Origin of the sequence: Klebsiella sp. ZJOU C1, from assembly GCF_035620215.1 — a bacterium.
GTDB classification, from domain to species: Bacteria; Pseudomonadota; Gammaproteobacteria; order Enterobacterales; family Enterobacteriaceae; genus Klebsiella; species Klebsiella variicola.
The window spans coordinates 4,884,391-4,901,024 of sequence record NZ_CP141644.1; the positions used below are offsets into that span (position 1 = coordinate 4,884,391).

At 56.9% G+C, this 16,634-nt stretch carries 11 protein-coding genes; 6 read left to right on the top strand and 5 right to left on the bottom strand.

Translation table 11 applies throughout. The features are described 5' to 3' along the window. Positions 1-39 precede the first annotated feature (39 nt). Together rapZ and npr are read left to right on the top strand one after the other, a co-directional pair. Positions 40-894 carry an RNase adapter RapZ gene (gene rapZ, locus SPE70_RS23455; protein WP_002918428.1) on the top strand — a complete coding sequence of 285 codons (855 nt, stop codon included), beginning with the start codon at positions 40-42 and terminating at the stop codon, positions 892-894. Then, on the top strand, positions 891-1,163 hold the full coding sequence (gene npr / locus SPE70_RS23460; protein WP_002918431.1) for a PTS phosphocarrier protein NPr: 273 nt from the start codon (positions 891-893) through the stop codon (positions 1,161-1,163). Before rapZ ends, npr begins: the two co-directional genes overlap by 4 nt. Positions 1,164-1,226: 63 nt before the next feature. Here the strand turns inward: npr and mtgA are convergent, their stop codons facing one another. The 4 genes from mtgA to uxuA all read right to left on the bottom strand — a co-directional run bounded on the left by mtgA (position 1,227) and on the right by uxuA (position 6,389). Continuing rightward, a complete protein-coding gene (gene mtgA / locus SPE70_RS23465; protein ID WP_008806653.1) occupies positions 1,227-1,952 on the bottom strand; it encodes a monofunctional biosynthetic peptidoglycan transglycosylase in 726 nt (241 codons plus the stop codon). Next, the gene (gene elbB, locus SPE70_RS23470; RefSeq protein ID WP_008806654.1) at positions 1,949-2,602 is read right to left on the bottom strand and encodes an isoprenoid biosynthesis glyoxalase ElbB; all 654 of its coding nucleotides are present in this window, start codon (positions 2,600-2,602) and stop codon (positions 1,949-1,951) included. Before elbB ends, mtgA begins: the two co-directional genes overlap by 4 nt. A 233-nt stretch (positions 2,603-2,835) precedes the next feature. Beyond that, positions 2,836-5,175: an aerobic respiration two-component sensor histidine kinase ArcB gene (gene arcB, locus SPE70_RS23475; RefSeq protein ID WP_012540466.1), complete on the bottom strand. Its 2,340-nt coding sequence runs from the start codon at positions 5,173-5,175 to the stop codon at positions 2,836-2,838. Between the two features lie 149 nt (positions 5,176-5,324). Continuing rightward, positions 5,325-6,389, bottom strand: coding sequence for a mannonate dehydratase (gene uxuA, locus SPE70_RS23480; protein ID WP_064169981.1), 1,065 nt, complete (start codon positions 6,387-6,389; stop codon positions 5,325-5,327). 288 nt (positions 6,390-6,677) lie between these two features. On the opposite strand from uxuA, the gene SPE70_RS23485 reads away from it, so the two are divergent. Both SPE70_RS23485 and SPE70_RS23490 read left to right on the top strand, forming a co-directional pair. Next, complete coding sequence (locus SPE70_RS23485; RefSeq protein WP_012967168.1) at positions 6,678-7,694, top strand: Zn-dependent oxidoreductase; 1,017 nt, start codon at positions 6,678-6,680, stop codon at positions 7,692-7,694. A gap of 86 nt (positions 7,695-7,780) precedes the next feature. Then, positions 7,781-9,064, top strand: a complete 1,284-nt coding sequence (locus SPE70_RS23490) for an MFS transporter (RefSeq protein ID WP_008806658.1) — start codon at positions 7,781-7,783, stop codon at positions 9,062-9,064. 46 nt (positions 9,065-9,110) lie between these two features. Here SPE70_RS23490 and SPE70_RS23495 read toward each other — a convergent pair whose 3' ends face one another. Next, positions 9,111-10,046 carry a tRNA modification radical SAM protein MnmL/YtqA gene (locus SPE70_RS23495; protein WP_064169980.1) on the bottom strand — a complete coding sequence of 312 codons (936 nt, stop codon included), beginning with the start codon at positions 10,044-10,046 and terminating at the stop codon, positions 9,111-9,113. A 673-nt stretch (positions 10,047-10,719) separates the two neighbouring features. Between SPE70_RS23495 and gltB the strand changes: the two genes are divergently transcribed. Both gltB and gltD read left to right on the top strand, forming a co-directional pair. After that, positions 10,720-15,180: a glutamate synthase large subunit gene (gltB, locus tag SPE70_RS23500; RefSeq protein WP_008806660.1), complete on the top strand. Its 4,461-nt coding sequence runs from the start codon at positions 10,720-10,722 to the stop codon at positions 15,178-15,180. A gap of 9 nt (positions 15,181-15,189) precedes the next feature. After that, the gene (gene gltD, locus SPE70_RS23505) at positions 15,190-16,608 is read left to right on the top strand and encodes a glutamate synthase subunit GltD (protein WP_008806661.1); all 1,419 of its coding nucleotides are present in this window, start codon (positions 15,190-15,192) and stop codon (positions 16,606-16,608) included. Positions 16,609-16,634: the final 26 nt, after the last annotated feature.

Consider the following 16,634-nt stretch of genomic DNA (forward strand, 5'->3'; position numbering starts at 1 on the left):
TCGCACCTTATCCTTTATCGTACTGAGGAGAAACGGTACATGGTACTGATGATCGTCAGCGGCCGCTCGGGCTCGGGGAAATCCGTCGCTCTGCGAGCGCTGGAAGATATGGGCTTTTACTGCGTGGATAACCTGCCGGTCGTGCTGCTGCCCGATCTGGCGCGGTCGCTGGCTGACCGCAATATCTCCGCGGCCGTCAGCATCGACGTGCGTAACATGCCGGAATCACCGGAAATCTTTGAACAGGCGATGCAGAACCTGCCGGAATGCTTTTCTCCGCAATTGCTGTTCCTTGATGCCGATCGTAATACCCTGATCCGCCGTTACAGCGATACTCGTCGCTTACACCCGCTCTCCAGCAAGAACCTGTCGCTCGAAAGCGCCATCGACGAAGAGAGCGACTTGCTGGAGCCACTGCGCTCCCGTGCGGATCTGATCGTCGATACGTCCGAAATGTCGGTGCATGAGCTGGCGGAAATGCTGCGTACTCGCTTGTTAGGCAAACGCGAGCGCGAACTGACGATGGTCTTCGAATCCTTCGGCTTCAAGCACGGTATTCCGATCGATGCTGATTACGTCTTTGACGTGCGCTTTCTGCCAAACCCGCACTGGGATCCGAAACTGCGTCCAATGACCGGTCTGGATAAACCGGTGGCCGCCTTCCTTGACCGGCACACTGAAGTGCACAACTTTATTTACCAGACCCGGAGCTATCTTGAGCTATGGTTACCGATGCTGGAGACCAACAATCGCAGCTATCTGACGGTGGCCATTGGCTGCACCGGCGGTAAACATCGTTCGGTTTATATTGCTGAACAACTGGCTGACTACTTCCGCTCCCGCGGCAAGAACGTACAGTCTCGTCATCGGACGCTGGAAAAACGTAAATCATGACCGTAAAGCAGACCGTTGAAATCACCAATAAGCTGGGCATGCATGCCCGCCCGGCGATGAAGCTGTTTGAGCTGATGCAGAATTTCGATGCCGAAGTACTGCTGCGCAACGATGAAGGCACGGAGGCGGAAGCAAACAGCGTGATTGCCCTGCTGATGCTGGACTCCGCGAAAGGGCGGCAGATAGAGGTGGAAGCCAGCGGTCCGCAGGAAGTTGAGGCGCTCGCCGCGGTGATTGCTCTTTTTAATGCCGGATTTGATGAAGACTAAGCGTCACGCTTCCCGGCGACGGCCGACTGGCGACAGTGCCAGCCCCGGCGCCGGATTCACGCGCTAATAGAGCTTATGCTCGCGCATAAACCCTTCCCCGCCCAGCTGTCGCATCTGGCGTAAGATCCAGGCCTGGCGGCTGCGCACATAGCCCGAAGGCGCGTCAGCGCGATAGCGGATCGGATTTGGCAGCACCGCGGCCAGCAGAGCCGCTTCCCCCGGCGTCAGCTGGCTGGCAGGCTTATGAAAATAGCGCTGCGCGGCCGCTTCCACACCAAATATCCCATCGCCAAACTCGGCAATATTCAGGTAGACGGTCAGGATCCGCTTTTTACTCCAGACGGTTTCTATACCGACCGTCAGCCCGGCTTCCAGCCCCTTACGCAACCAGCTGCGGCCATCCCATAAAAACAGGTTTTTCGCCGTCTGCTGCGACAGCGTTGACGCGCCGCGGATGCGGGTATCATGACGCTCATTGTGCGCCAGCGCTTTTTCTATCGCCGATACGTCGAACCCCCAATGTTCCGGGAACTTTTGATCTTCGGCGGCAATCACCGCCAGCCCCATCCATGGAGAGATCTCATCCATGCCGACCCAATCAGAGTGCGCCAGATAGTGGACATCTCCGGAGAGCCAGGCGCTCACCTGCCGCTCAAGCATCACCGCCGAAAACGGCACCGGCAGCACGCTAAACAGCGCGATCCCCCCGCCCCAGAAGACGGCGGCGATCAGCAGCAGACGCAGCGCCAGTCGTTTTAGCAGCGCAAAGGGCGCAACGCGGAGCCTCATGCGCTCAGCGCCAGCACGCGGGCGACCAGCTTTTCGATCCCGGTGGCGGCTTGAGCAATATTCTCTGCCAGCATATACGCCGGGGTGGTGACCACTTTGTTCTCTTCATCCACCACGATGTCGTCGACCGGACAAGGCACGTGCTCCGCCCCCATCTCTTCGACCACATCGGCAGTATCGAGATCGGTCCCGATGGTTATGCGCAGCGGAAACGCAAAAATCTTCGGCAGCAGCGCCGGGGCAATGCACATGAAACCCAGCGGTTTGCCGGCCTGATGCATCGCCAGTGCCAGAGCCTGCAGATCGCGGTCCACCTGACATTCGCTGCCCTCGGCGGCGAAGCTGCTTAAATTTTTCGCCGCGCCGAAGCCGCCGGGGACGATCAGCGCGTCCAGCGTCTCCGCACGCGCCTGCGTCAGCGGTAAGATGTCGCCGCGGGCAATTCGCGCCGCTTCCACCAGCACATTGCGTTGCTCCGTCAGCGGTTCCCCCGTCAGATGGTTGATGACGTCGCGCTGCGGTTTATCGGGTGCAAAGCACACCGCCTGCGCGCCGTTGCGCGCGATCGCCAGCAGGGTAATCACCGCTTCATGAATTTCACTGCCGTCGTACACGCCGCAGCCGCTCAGTACCACACCAATTTTTTTCATCGCTTTCGCTCCTCCATGCAACTCGCTGAAACCAGTCAAAAATGTCGATTTACTCGCTATGCTTCACATATTTTACTGATTCATGTAACAAATTAGTTAAGCTTTGCTATCTTAATGAGCGAGCAATCCACTTCTCAGGTTGCGCCACGTAACAACATCACTCAAATAACACTGGCTCAACCACCAGTTCCCTGGTGTTGGCGCAGTATTCGCGCACCCCGGTCTGTCCGGGGTCATTTTTTCCCGGCCTTCGCCACCCACGCCTTCAGTACCGCCACGTCGTTTTGCCACTCAGATTTCATCTCTTCAACCCATTCAGCGACATTATCAGACCAGGCTGGCAGATCCGGCGTCTGGATCTGCTGCCCCAGCTGCTGGATGTGGCGCAGACCAATAGAACCCGCCGCCCCTTTGATCTTATGCCCCTCTTCGACAATCCCTTTTTGATCGCGGGCGGTGAGATTGGACTCGAGGACAGACATATAGCCCGGCATCATCTTCTCAAACACCGCGAGGCCATCGTTGATAAGCTTCGGTCCCACCAGTTCGATATATTGCTCCAGCATATCGGTATCCAGCACCGCGTCGGCTTTATGCAGATCGGCCGCCGGCGCTTCCTGCGCTTCCTCTTCCGGCGCATCCCAGAATTTCTTGATCATGGCCGTGAGCGCTGGCACCGACAACGGCTTGCTCAGCACATCGTCCATCCCGGCGTCGAGATACTCTTTCTTATTCTTCAGTACGTTGGCGGTCAGGGCCACCAGCGGCGGCAGCTCATCCGCGGCAAAGTTCTGTTTTAGCTGGCGAGAGATATCCAGCCCCGTCATATCCGGCAATTGAATATCCAGCAACACCAGGTCGTACTCGCCTGGCTCAAACATCTCCAGCGCGGCTTTCCCGGTCATGGCGACATCCACGCTGTTGCCCAGCTTTTCCAGCACCGAACGGGCCACAATGACGTTGAGCTCAATGTCTTCCACCAGCAGCACGTTAAGCGCGGGTAATGGCATGTCGTCTTCCGCCAACGTATCTTCCACTTCTTCCGCAATGGCAGGCGCATGGACGGTGAGCGTAAAGGTCGCCCCTTTACCCGGCTGGCTGGTTACGCTGATATCGCCGCCCATATTGCGCGCCAGGCGACGCGAGACGGCGAGACCAATGCCGGTTCCGGTGGCTGGTTTGCCGCCGTGGCTGTCTTTGACCTGGTAATACATGGCGAAAATTTTGTCCTGTTCCGCTTCAGGAATACCAATTCCGGAGTCTTCCACTTCGAAGTGCAGGATATCGCCTTCGTCATAGCGCACGCGGACATTCACCCCGCCGCCCTGGGGGGTAAACTTCACGGCGTTGCTGATAAGGTTCCACAGGATCTGGCGCAAACGCGTACCGTCGGTGATCACTTTATGCGGTAGCGGCAGGCTCGGCTCCAGCACAAAGCGCAGGCCCTTCTGCTGGGCCTGCAGACCGGAGAGGTTTTCAAGGTCGGCAAGGAAGCTGGTGAAGTCCACCGGCTGGTTATCGAGCTGTACCTTACGGCGCTCCATTTTATCCATGTCGATAATATCATTGAAGATATTCCCCAGCGTCACCGCCGAGACATGGATGGTTTTCAGGTATTTCTCCTGCTCGCTGGTCAGTTCGGTATCCAGCAAAATACGGCTCAGCCCGACGATCCCGTTTAGCGGGGTACGCAGCTCATGGCTGATGGTCGAGATAAAGGTAGTTTTATCCCGGCTGGCGCGCTCGAGGGCATCCTGATAGCGTTTTCGTTCGGTGATATCGCGCCCGAAGCCCATCAGGCCGCGACGCTTACCGACGCGATCGTAGTACGGGACCTTGCGGATTTCGAAGCACGCTTTGCGGCCATCGGGATAGTCCAGCCACTGCTCATAGGTCAGCGATACATTGTGGCGGAACACCTTCTCGTCGGTTTCCAGCACCTTTTCTGCGGCCTCTTCGCTATAGACGTCCTGCGGTTTGAGATGGATCAGCTGTTTCTCACTTTTGCCGGTCAACAGCTCCATCGCCCGGTTACAGCCTGAAAACTCCTTATCCTCATTGCGGTAGAAAACCAGATCTGGCGAAGCGTCGAGGAAAGAGCGCAGAAAGGAGGATTGCTGTTCGAGTTGGATCTGCGTCTCTTCACGCTCTTTCATCTCGATCTTCAACTGCTCGAGAGTGGTCTCGCGCTCGGCTTCTGCTTTTTCACGTTCGCCTATCTCCTGATTCAACTGCGCGATGTTATCTTTCAGCTGCACATTCAGCTTCAGATCGCGCTCGCGCATCTCCTCCAGCTTGTCCACCAGCCGCGAAAGACGCTGGCGAGACTCTTCGAGTTGCTCCACCACCACCGAGAGAAAGTAGACCGCCCAGGGGGTAATCAACAGACCAAAGAAGATAGAGCGGATAACGTCGATACTTTCAACCTGGCCATGCAGCACCATAGTGACCGCCATCTGTACCACAATGGCCAGCACCACCAGCGCAAGAGCCAACAGCATCGAAAAGCGGACCAGACCCAGCTTCATCATCAGGTCGACATAATACTGCGCCAGCATACGAATTTGCTTCATAGGGGATTCCTTCACGACAACTCCGCACAATAATACTCAATTCTGAGCAATGCGCTGTAAGTTGTGCAAAAAATGCGGGAAGGAGCTGATATGACGGCTGGTCGCCAAGGCGAACCAGCCGCTAAAAAGAGGCAAGGTCAGGAGAACGGTTAGCGCTTGCTTAACGCCTCCCAGAGCCCCTTCAGGTAGGTCACGCCGAGAGCGCGGTCGTACAAGCCATAGCCTGGCCGTCCGGTCTCTCCCCAGATAAAACGGCCATGATCCGGGCGAATATAGCCGTCGAACCCGTTGTCATACAGCGCTTGCATCACCTTGTACATATCCAGGGAACCGTACTCTGACGGATGGGCGCACTCGTAAAAATCTTTATCTCGTATCAGCTTAATATTGCGGACGTGGGCAAAGTGGATCCGTTTGCGCCGGGTAAACTCTGCCAGGATGGCGTACACATCGTTATCCGGATCTTCGGCAATCGAGCCGGTGCAGAGCGTGATGCCGTTAGCGGGCGAATCGACGGCCCGGCAGATCCAGTCCAGATCGTCGCGGTTTTTGACCACCCGCGGCAGGCCAAAAATGGAGTACGGCGGATCGTCCGGATGGATCGCCATTTTCACCCCGACCTCTTCACAGACCGGGATCACCGCCTGCAGAAAATAAACCAGGTTCTCCCGCAGCTTGTGGTCATCCACCGCGCTATATTTGGCAAACAGGGTCTGCACCTCCGCCAGCCTTTCTGGCTCCCAGCCCGGCAAGGCGAAGCCGTTTGAGTTCTCCAGTACCTCTTTCACTACGTCTTCCAGCCGTTTATCGATATCTTTCTTCTCAAAAGCCATCGTCAACGAACCATCCGGCAGGACGTAGTTCATATCCGTCTTCATCCAGTCAAAAACCGGCATGAAGTTATAACAGATAACTTTGACGCCGAAGCGGGCAAGGTGGCGAATGGTCTGCTGATAGTTGGCAATATAGCGGTCACGGGAAGGAAGGCCGATTTTAATGTCATCATGAATGTTGACGCTCTCTATCACCTCCATTTTCAGGCCCGCGGCATGGGCCTGGCTGACCAGACGCTCAATTTTATCGACTGGCCATACCTCACCCACCGCGACGTCATAGAGCGCGCCGACGACCCCCTCCACGCCGGGCACCTGTCGTATATGCTCTAATGAAACCTTGTCTTCCTCTGGCCCAAACCAGCGCATTGTCATCTGCATCGTTATCACCTGCTTCATAATTTGTGTTTTTACCCTACTACCATACCAGCAATCATAATCGAATTGCCCTTTCCTGTCGTGATAACGATCACATTCCTGCACCGGGCAAGCCCATCCCGGCGCATTCATATTTTTTTTCAATTTATTTCAATAGATTAATAATAGTCTGGCTTTTTCTGACGACCTCTTCCAAATGTGATCCAGAGCTATTTATGATCAAATGCATACTTGTATGGTAATAAAAACAGGCGAAATTCGTTCGCGAAACAGACAATGGAAGGAACAGAAATGAGAAGCGTCATCGTCAAAGAGCCAGGCCAACTGAACATTGCATCACGTCCGGTTCCCGTTCCGGGCAGCCATGAAGTACGGGTGAAAATCGCCTTTGCCGGGATCTGCGGTTCCGATGTACACATCTATCAGGGCCACAACCCCTTCGCGAAATATCCCCGCGTTATTGGTCATGAATTCTTCGGCATTGTCGATGCCGTCGGCGAGCAGGTCTCTCCGGCGCGTATTGGCGAACGCGTCGCGGTCGATCCGGTGGTCAGCTGCGGCCATTGTTATCCCTGCTCGGTTGGTCGGCCGAATGTTTGCGCGCAGCTCCAGGTCATCGGGGTGCACCGCGATGGGGGATTCAGCGACTATGCCTGCGTGCCGGCCAAAAATGCCTGGCGCATTCCGGAGGCTATCAGCGATCGTCAGGCGACAATGGTTGAGCCTTTTACTATTGCGGCAAATATTACCGCCCAGCTGCAGCCCACGCCGCAGGATATCGCCCTGGTTTACGGCGCTGGCCCAATGGGCCTGACGGTGATCCAGGCGCTGAAGGGGGTGTATGGCGTTAAGCAGGTGATCGTCGTGGACCGCATTGCCGAACGTCTACAGATGGCACGGGACAACGGCGCCGATCTGACGCTCGATAACACCCATCAGCCGCTGGCGGATCAGCTGGCGCAGCGGCAGATAGCCCCCACGCTGGTCATTGATGCCGCCTGCCACCCAGCCATTCTGCAGGAGGCAATCCTCCTCGCCTCCCCTGCCGCCCGCATCGGCATACTCGGTTTCTCCGGCGAGGCGTCCACGCTGACCCAGCAAAGCATCACCAGTAAAGAGATCTCCATTTTCTCCTCGCGGCTGAACAGCGGGCGCTTTCCGCTGGTCATCGACTGGATGGAAAAAGGCCTTATCCATCCTGAGGCGTTAATCACCCACTGTATGCCGCTGGAGCAGGTGAAAGAAGCCATGGAGATTTTCGCCAACGATCGGAAGACCTGCTGCAAAGTGCTGCTGCAATTAGGCTAAGCCGACATTATTTTTAAATAACGGCCGACGGATATCTGTAGATCCGCCGCGCCTGATATAAATCATATAATGAGCATGGTGTTATCATGGGAAAAAATATTCGCTGGATTATCGTCCTGTTATTATTTTTAGTGTATATGATAAATTATCTGGACCGGGTGGCGTTATCCATTACGGTGCCGATGATTGAAAAGGACCTTGCACTTAACGCTGAACAATTTGGTATGATTTTCGGCAGCTTTTTCTTCGGCTACGCGGTCTTTAATTTTATTGGCGGCCTCGCCGTCGATAAATTTGGCGCCACATTGGTGATGGGCCTGGCGGTTGGGTTATGGTCGCTGTTTTGCGGCTTAACCGCGGTTGCCACCGGCTTTTATTCCATGCTGGTGCTCCGCGTGCTCTTCGGGATGGCAGAGGGCCCGATTTGCGCCTCAGCGAACAAGATGATTAACGGCTGGTTTCCTAAAAAGCAAGCAGCAACCGCAGTGGGGTTCCTCAGCGCCGGCTCTCCGCTGGGCGGCGCGGTCGCCGGACCTATCGTCGGTTATCTGGCCCTGGCTTTCGGCTGGCGTCCCGCGTTTATGATTATTTTCGCCATCGGTATTGTGTGGATGGTCGTGTGGTTTTTTATTGCCGCCAACTCGCCTGACAAACATAAGCATGTCAGTCAGGAAGAGCTCATGCTCATTAATAAAATGAAGCAAGAGGAGGACGCCCTGGAAACCGTAGAAAATCAAACGGCCCACTCACTGGGTTATTATCTCAAGCAGCCTATTATTCTGGTGACGGCATTTGCCTTCTTCTGCTACAACTATATTCTTTTTTTCTTTCTCAGCTGGTTTCCGTCCTATCTGGTCCAGCAGCACCATCTGGATATTAAACAGATGAGTCTCACCACCATGATCCCGTGGATCGTCGGTTTTGTCGGTCTGGCGCTGGGGGGTTATATATCCGATAAAATATTTAACCTTACCGGAAGGCTGCTGCTGTCGCGCAAAATCGTGCTGGTGGTATGCCTGCTAATGGCCGCGCTCTGCGTGGGGCTCGCCGGTACCGTTAGCAGCGTCGTTCCTGCCGTTCTGCTGATGTCGGTCTCCATCTTTTTCCTCTATGTGACCGGGGCGATCTACTGGGCGATTATTCAGGACGTGGTGCATAAATCCCGCGTCGGCGGCGCCAGCGGCTTTATCCATCTTATCGGCAGCGTCTCCGGCATCGTGGGGCCGATTGTCACGGGCTATATCGTGCAGTCCACCGGCAAATTCGACAGCGCCTTTATTCTCGCCGGCACTATCGCCGCGCTTGGCGCCGTGCTGGTGCTGCTGGTGATTAAAACCCCGCGGATGACGATGAAAGCCAGTCAGGCATAAATGGCTGAAGAGCGATGTCCGGCCTTGGCCCGGACATCGTCTGCTTCTACTTCTCCGCCAGGGGCACAGCCCAGCTGCGGCCTAGCGCCGAGCCCTGAGCGCCCTGCTCATTCAGATAGCGATCCAGTTCAACCATTCCGGTCCAGCGATTTTCGCACCACAGCGGCGCCAATAGCGTGGGTCGACGGGCGCTGGCCGATATCCGGTGATAGATCACCTCCGGCGGCGTATGGCGAATCATCTCCCCGGCGGTCACGGTATACGCCTCCAGCTCAATGCCATTGAGACGCCCGGCCTGCCACGCTTTGGCCATAATACTGCCTTTGACAATGTGCAGCGGGTGCAGCTTGATGCCGTCCACGCCGGTCGCCACCACCCGCTCTAGCGTCTCCAGGCAATGGCCCAGGGTCTCTCCGGGCAGGCCGACGATCAGATGTGCGCAGACCTTCAGCCCTCGCGCTCGCGCCAGACGCGCAGTACGCTGGTAGCAAGCGAAATCATGCCCACGGTTAATCCGATGCAGGGTTTTATCGTGCGCGGTTTGCAGTCCCAGCTCCAGCCATACCTCATATCCTTGCTCATGATATTCACTCAGCAGATCGAGGACCGCCTGCGGAACGCAGTCCGGGCGGGTGCCGACGCAGAGGCCGACAATATTCGCCTGGCTGATGGCCTGACGATACATCGAGCGGAGCACCTGCACTTCAGCGAAGGTGCTGGTATAGGCCTGGAAATAGGCCAGATAGCGCTTTGCCCGGTTGACGAGCTGCGCCTGATGAGCGAGCTGTTCGGCGATGGAGCGATGCTGCTGCGCCTCATCGGCAAAGGAAGCCACATTACAGAAAGTGCAACCGCCGCGGCCCAGCGTGCCGTCGCGGTTCGGGCAGCTAAAACCGCCGTGCAGCGTCAGCTTATGGACCTTTTCGCCATAGCGGCGCATAAGATCCCCACCAAACATATTGACTAATTTCTGTAACTGCATAATCTGATAGACCGGCCTCAACAAAGGGGGCCAAGCCTGCCACTTTTTGTCACCGACGGCGATGACCTGGATCAATCGTCAGCGCGGCGGCCACCCTCATTGCATAAACAATCATGATTACTGCAATTTCATTCACCTCTGTGGTGATGAGTTTTCCTTATATTTCACCTGCGGATAGCCCTAATCTTCTTCACGGCAAAAAACAGTATTAATATCCATTGAGAAAATATATGGCAGTCAAATATGCTAATGATGACATGCATTTCAGCGCATAACGGTAATGCAAAGCCGCGTGCACAGTGAGACAGATCACACTAGCCTGACCTTCCTGAGGCGTATTCATAGCACGAAAAATGGCACTATTTATTTTTAAAACAACAAGTTAACACCTGTATAGCACATTTTTGTATTAATAAGATTGCCATTTGACGTAAGTGTGGATTCCCGATAAGTTGGGAATCCGCTGGAAGCTTTCTGGATGAGCACTCTGCTCATCATATTTATGCAGTAATTGAGATTCCCTCTTAACAGCAAGTCCTCAAACTTGTGTACCGATGCGAAAAGGATTTAAAGAGGGCGAATGCGAGGTGCAAACCCCGTCGCCATACTCTTTCTGTGCCTGTGCGCAATCGGTATCGGAGGGTGTCCGCAGAGCCTGGGGAGGTTCACTGATATGTTGTACGACAAATCCCTTGAGAGGGATAACTGTGGTTTCGGCCTGATCGCCCACATAGAAGGCGAACCTAGCCACAAGGTAGTGCGAACCGCGATACACGCACTGGCCCGCATGCAGCACCGTGGCGCAATCCTTGCCGATGGTAAAACCGGCGACGGTTGCGGTCTGCTGCTGCAAAAACCCGATCGTTTCTTCCGCATCGTTGCTGAAGAGCGCGGCTGGCGTTTAGCCAAAAACTACGCCGTTGGGATGCTGTTCCTGAATAAAGATCCTGAGCTGGCTAAAGCGGCGCGCCGCATCGTTGAAGAAGAACTTCAGCTTGAGACCCTGTCGATTGTCGGCTGGCGCGATGTGCCGACCAACGAAGGCGTCCTCGGTGAAATCGCCCTCTCCTCGCTGCCCCGTATTGAGCAAATCTTTGTGAACGCCCCGGCTGGCTGGCGCCCGCGCGATATGGAGCGCCGTCTGTTTATTGCGCGTCGTCGCATTGAAAAACGCCTGCAGGAAGACAAAGATTTCTACGTTTGTAGCCTGTCCAACCTGGTCAACATCTATAAAGGTCTGTGTATGCCGGCGGATTTGCCGCGCTTCTACCTGGACCTCGCGGACCTGCGCCTGGAGTCGGCTATCTGCCTGTTCCACCAGCGCTTCTCCACCAACACCGTGCCGCGCTGGCCGCTGGCGCAGCCGTTCCGTTACCTGGCGCACAACGGTGAAATCAACACTATCACCGGCAACCGCCAGTGGGCCCGCGCCCGTACCTATAAGTTCCAGACCCCGCTGATCCCGGATCTGCACGACGCCGCGCCGTTCGTTAACGAAACCGGCTCTGACTCCAGTTCAATGGACAACATGCTGGAGCTGCTGCTGGCCGGCGGGATGGATATCGTGCGCGCCATGCGCCTGCTGGTGCCGCCAGCCTGGCAGAACAACCCGGATATGGATCCGGAGCTGCGTTCGTTCTTCGACTTTAACTCTATGCACATGGAGCCGTGGGACGGCCCGGCGGGCATCGTCATGTCCGATGGCCGCTACGCTGCCTGTAACCTCGATCGTAATGGCCTGCGCCCGGCGCGCTACGTCATTACCAAAGATAAGCTCATCACCTGCGCCTCTGAAGTCGGTATCTGGGACTACCAGCCGGACGAAGTGGTCGAGAAAGGCCGCGTGGGCCCAGGCGAGCTGATGGTTATCGATACCCGCGCCGGACGCATTCTGCACTCGGCGGAAACCGATGACGATCTGAAGAGCCGCCACCCGTACAAAGAGTGGATGGAGAAAAACGTTCGTCGCCTGGTGCCGTTCGAAGATCTGCCGGAAGAAGAAGTCGGCAGCCGCCAGCTGGATGACGACACGCTCGCCAGCTACCAGAAACAGTTTAACTACAGCGCGGAAGAGCTGGACTCCGTCCTGCGCGTGCTCGGCGAAAATGGCCAGGAAGCAGTCGGTTCGATGGGCGATGACACGCCTTTCGCCGTGCTCTCCAGCCAGCCGCGCATTATCTACGATTACTTCCGTCAGCAGTTCGCCCAGGTGACTAACCCGCCTATCGATCCGCTGCGTGAAGCGCACGTCATGTCGCTGGCCACCAGCATCGGTCGCGAAATGAACGTCTTCTGCGAAGCGGAAGGCCAGGCCCATCGCCTGAGCTTCAAATCGCCGATCCTGCTGTACTCCGATTTCAAACAGCTGACGACGATGGAAGAAGAGCACTATCGTGCCGACGTCCTCGACATCACGTTTAACCCGGCAGAGGCCTCGCTCAGCGAGACGGTGAAAGCCCTGTGTGACAAAGCAGAGCAAATGGTGCGCGAGGGTACCGTGCTGCTGGTGCTGTCCGACCGCAACATCGCCAAAGACCGTCTGCCGGTACCGGCGCCGATGGCCGTTGGCGCGATCCAGACCCGTCTGGTCGATAAAAGTCTGCGCTGCGATGCCAACATCATCGTTGAAACCGCCAGTGCCCGCGATCCGCATCACTTTGCGGTCCTGCTCGGCTTCGGCGCGACCGCTATTTATCCGTACCTCGCCTATGAAACGCTGGCGAAGCTGGTCGACAGCAAAGCTATCGATAAAGCCTACCGTGCGGTGATGCTGAACTATCGCAACGGTATCAACAAAGGTCTGTACAAAATCATGTCGAAGATGGGGATCTCCACCATCGCGTCCTACCGCTGCTCGAAGCTGTTCGAAGCCGTCGGTCTGCATCGCGAGGTTTCCGATCTCTGCTTCCAGGGCGTGGTCAGCCGCATCGGCGGCGCCGGCTTCGATGATTTCCAGCAGGATCTGCTGAATCTGTCGAAACGCGCCTGGCTGGCACGTAAGCCACTGGCTCAGGGCGGCCTGCTGAAGTTCGTGCACGGCGGTGAATATCACGCCTACAACCCGGACGTGGTTCAGACCCTGCAGAAGGCCGTGCAGAGCGGCGAATACAGCGACTATCAACAATACGCGAAACTGGTTAACGAACGTCCGGCGGCCACGCTGCGCGATCTGCTGGCGCTCAATCCAGGCGAAGACGCAATCAGTATCGACGACGTAGAACCGGCGAAAGAGCTGTTCAAACGCTTCGATACCGCGGCGATGTCGATCGGCGCGCTGAGCCCGGAAGCACACGAATCGCTGGCGGAAGCGATGAACAGCATCGGCGGTTTCTCTAACTCCGGTGAAGGCGGTGAAGACCCGGCGCGCTACGGCACCAATAAAGTGTCGCGCATCAAGCAGGTCGCGTCCGGCCGCTTCGGCGTCACGCCAGCCTATCTGGTCAATGCCGACGTCATCCAGATCAAAGTCGCCCAGGGGGCGAAACCGGGTGAAGGCGGTCAGTTGCCGGGTGATAAAGTCACCCCGTATATCGCCAAACTGCGCTATTCCGTACCGGGCGTGACGCTGATCTCCCCGCCGCCGCACCACGATATCTACTCTATCGAGGATTTGGCGCAGCTGATTTTCGACCTCAAGCAGGTCAACCCGAAAGCGATGATTTCGGTCAAACTGGTTTCTGAACCGGGCGTTGGCACCATCGCCACCGGCGTGGCCAAAGCCTATGCCGATCTGATCACCATCGCCGGCTACGACGGCGGTACCGGGGCGAGCCCGCTCTCATCGGTGAAATATGCCGGCTGTCCGTGGGAGCTTGGCCTGGTGGAAACCCAGCAGGCGCTGGTCGCTAACGGTCTGCGTCATAAGATCCGTCTGCAGGTGGACGGCGGACTGAAAACCGGCCTCGATATCATCAAAGCGGCGATCCTCGGCGCAGAGAGCTTCGGTTTCGGTACCGGCCCGATGGTCGCGCTGGGCTGTAAATACCTGCGTATTTGCCACCTGAACAACTGCGCGACCGGCGTGGCGACTCAGGATGACAAACTGCGTAAGAACCACTATCACGGTCTGCCGTTCAAAGTGACCAACTACTTTGAATTTATCGCCCGTGAGACCCGCGAGCTGATGGCCCAGCTGGGCGTCAAGCGTCTGGTGGATCTGATTGGCCGCACCGATCTGCTCAAAGAGCTGGATGGGTTTACTGCCAAACAGCAGAAACTGGATCTGGGTAAACTGCTGGAGACCGCAGAGCCGCATCCGGGCAAAGCGCTGTACTGCACCGAGAACAACCCACCGTTCGATAACGGTGTACTCAACGCGCAGCTGCTGCAGCAGGCGAAACCGTACGTGGATGAAAAGCAGAGCAAAACGTTCTGGTTCGATATCCGCAATACCGACCGCTCCGTGGGGGCCTCGCTGTCCGGGTATATTGCCCAGACCCATGGTGACCAGGGACTGGCCGGGGATCCGATCGTCGCCCACTTTAGCGGCACCGCAGGCCAGAGCTTCGGCGTGTGGAACGCCGGTGGCGTAGAGCTGCATCTGACCGGCGATGCCAACGACTATGTCGGGAAAGGCATGGCGGGCGGTCTGCTGGCCATTCGTCCTCCGGTCGGCTCTGCGTTCCGCAGCCATGAAGCCAGCATTATCGGCAACACCTGCCTGTACGGCGCGACCGGTGGTCGTCTGTACGCCGCAGGCCGCGCAGGCGAGCGTTTCGCCGTGCGTAACTCCGGCGCCATTACCGTGGTGGAAGGCATCGGTGACAACGGCTGTGAATATATGACCGGCGGCATCGTCTGCGTGCTCGGTAAAACCGGCGTCAACTTTGGCGCAGGGATGACCGGCGGCTTTGCTTATGTCCTGGATGAAGATGGCGACTTCCGTAAACGCGTGAACCCGGAACTGGTGGAAGTGCTGGACGTTGATTCTCTGGCAATCCATGAAGAGCACCTGCGCGGTTTAATCACCGAACATGTGCAGCTTACCGGTTCGCAACGTGGCGAAGAGATCCTCGCCAACTGGCCGGCCTTCTCCGCGAAGTTTGCGCTGGTTAAACCGAAGTCCAGCGATGTTAAAGCACTGTTGGGTCACCGTAGTCGTTCCGCAGCTGAGCTGCGGGTGCAGGCGCAGTAAGGGGTTAAGATGAGTCAGAACGTTTATCAATTTATCGACCTGCAGCGCGTTGATCCGCCAAAGAAACCGCTGAAGATCCGTAAAATTGAGTTTGTGGAAATTTACGAGCCGTTTTCAGAAGGCCAGGCCAAGGCGCAGGCAGATCGCTGCCTCTCCTGCGGCAACCCGTACTGTGAATGGAAATGCCCGGTGCATAACTACATCCCGAACTGGCTGAAGCTGGCCAACGAGGGGCGTATTTTTGAGGCGGCTGAGCTGTCGCATCAGACCAACACCCTGCCAGAAGTCTGCGGGCGCGTTTGCCCGCAGGACCGCCTGTGTGAAGGCTCCTGTACGCTGAACGATGAGTTCGGCGCGGTGACCATCGGCAACATCGAACGCTATATCAATGACAAAGCATTCGAAATGGGCTGGCGTCCGGATCTCTCCGGCGTGAAGCCGACCGGTAAAACCGTCGCGATCATCGGTGCTGGCCCGGCGGGCCTCGCTTGTGCCGACGTGCTGACCCGCAACGGCGTCAAGGCGGTGGTGTTTGACCGCCATCCGGAAATCGGCGGCCTGCTGACCTTCGGTATCCCGGCGTTCAAGCTGGAAAAAGAGGTGATGACCCGCCGCCGTGAAATCTTCACCGGCATGGGCATTGAGTTCAAACTCAATACCGAAGTGGGTCGCGACGTACAGCTCGACGACCTGCTGAAAGAGTACGATGCCGTGTTCCTCGGCGTCGGGACCTATCAGTCGATGCGCGGTGGACTGGACAACGAAGACGCCCCGGGCGTCTACGACGCGCTGCCGTTCCTGATCGCTAACACCAAGCAGATCATGGGCTTTGGCGAAACAGCTGATGAGCCCTACGTCAGCATGGAAGGCAAACGCGTGGTCGTGCTCGGCGGTGGCGACACCGCGATGGACTGCGTGCGGACCTCCATTCGTCAGAATGCGGCGCACGTGATCTGTGCCTATCGTCGTGACGAAGAGAACATGCCCGGTTCAAAACGCGAAGTGAAAAACGCGCGTGAAGAAGGCGTTGAGTTCCAGTTCAACGTCCAGCCGCTGGGCGTGGAAGTGAATGCCAATGGCAAAGTGTGCGGCGTGAAGATGGCGCGCACCGAGATGGGCCAGCCGGACGCGAAAGGCCGCCGTCGCGCGGAGATCGTCGCTGGTTCTGAACACGTGGTGCCGGCTGATGCGGTGGTAATGGCCTTTGGCTTCCGTCCGCACAGCATGGAGTGGCTGGCGAAGCACAGCGTCGAGCTGGACTCTCAGGGCCGCATCATCGCGCCGGAAGGCAGCGACAACGCGTTCCAGACCAGCAACCCGAAAATCTTCGCCGGTGGCGATATCGTTCGCGGTTCCGACCTGGTGGTCACTGCGATTGCCGAAGGCCGTAAAGCGGCGGACGGGATCCTCAACTACCTTGAAGTCTGATTAGGCTCTGAGCCTCAGCGCCTAAA

What these genes read in the sequence shown, in the direction of transcription:
- npr (WP_002918431.1), top strand. Translation starts at nt 891, where the DNA reads ATGACCGTAAAGCAGACCGTTGAAATCACCAATAAGCTGGGCATGCAT.
- rapZ (WP_002918428.1), top strand. Translation starts at nt 40, where the DNA reads ATGGTACTGATGATCGTCAGCGGCCGCTCGGGCTCGGGGAAATCCGTC.
- arcB (WP_012540466.1), bottom strand. Translation starts at nt 5,175, where the DNA reads ATGAAGCAAATTCGTATGCTGGCGCAGTATTATGTCGACCTGATGATG.
- elbB (WP_008806654.1), bottom strand. Translation starts at nt 2,602, where the DNA reads ATGAAAAAAATTGGTGTGGTACTGAGCGGCTGCGGCGTGTACGACGGC.
- uxuA (WP_064169981.1), bottom strand. Translation starts at nt 6,389, where the DNA reads ATGCAGATGACAATGCGCTGGTTTGGGCCAGAGGAAGACAAGGTTTCA.
- gltD (WP_008806661.1), top strand. Translation starts at nt 15,190, where the DNA reads ATGAGTCAGAACGTTTATCAATTTATCGACCTGCAGCGCGTTGATCCG.
- SPE70_RS23490 (WP_008806658.1), top strand. Translation starts at nt 7,781, where the DNA reads ATGGGAAAAAATATTCGCTGGATTATCGTCCTGTTATTATTTTTAGTG.
- mtgA (WP_008806653.1), bottom strand. Translation starts at nt 1,952, where the DNA reads ATGAGGCTCCGCGTTGCGCCCTTTGCGCTGCTAAAACGACTGGCGCTG.
- SPE70_RS23485 (WP_012967168.1), top strand. Translation starts at nt 6,678, where the DNA reads ATGAGAAGCGTCATCGTCAAAGAGCCAGGCCAACTGAACATTGCATCA.
- gltB (WP_008806660.1), top strand. Translation starts at nt 10,720, where the DNA reads ATGTTGTACGACAAATCCCTTGAGAGGGATAACTGTGGTTTCGGCCTG.
- SPE70_RS23495 (WP_064169980.1), bottom strand. Translation starts at nt 10,046, where the DNA reads ATGCAGTTACAGAAATTAGTCAATATGTTTGGTGGGGATCTTATGCGC.